This is a genomic window from Pseudomonas sp. 50_B (genome assembly GCF_017491625.1).
GTDB classification, from domain to species: Bacteria; Pseudomonadota; Gammaproteobacteria; order Pseudomonadales; family Pseudomonadaceae; genus Aquipseudomonas; species Aquipseudomonas danubii.
The window spans coordinates 1-573 of the sequence record NZ_JAFGYX010000074.1 but is presented as its reverse complement, the minus strand read 5'-3'; the positions used below and the strand labels follow the sequence as shown (position 1 = coordinate 573).

Here is a 573-nt window from a genome sequence, read left to right as displayed (position 1 = left end):
AGTGCCTACCAGTGCCTGAACGTGGGCTGACTAAAGAAGATGCAGAATTTTATGAGATTCGATCTTGTGTCAGCACCAAAGACGGTAAGACAATTGAAGCCACCTATTTCCCGTACTACAGCAAGTCGGGAGAATTGACTGGATTTAAAAAGCGAGATTGGACGGTTCCAAAAGACCACGATTTTCATTTTACTGTGGTTGGTATAGTGAAGATTAATGCCCAGATGTTTGGCCAGCCACAAACCACGAAGGGTGGCCGTAAGCTGATTATTGTTGAAGGAGAGGAAGAGGTTCCGGCAACCCGCCGAGCAAGCCTTGAAAGCCTTCGTGGAACTAAGTATGAAGGAAAGATTGAACCAAGCGTTGTGTCTATTTCAATGGGGACAGCAAATGCAGCAGAGTCAGTGGCGCATAACATTGAATTTGTTCAATCCTTTTCTGACATTGTTCTTGCATTTGACTCAGATTCTGCAACACCTAAGGAGCTTAAGAAGAATATCCTTAAGGGGAAGGAAGCAAAAGAAGAAGTAGCAAGTCTTCTATTGTCCGATAATATTTACACAATCACACACC

At 43.6% G+C, this 573-nt stretch carries 1 protein-coding gene; it reads left to right on the top strand.

The features are described 5' to 3' along the window. Positions 1-573, top strand: a 573-nt coding sequence (locus tag J5M73_RS30950) for a toprim domain-containing protein (protein ID WP_207816858.1), incomplete at both ends; no start/stop codon positions are given.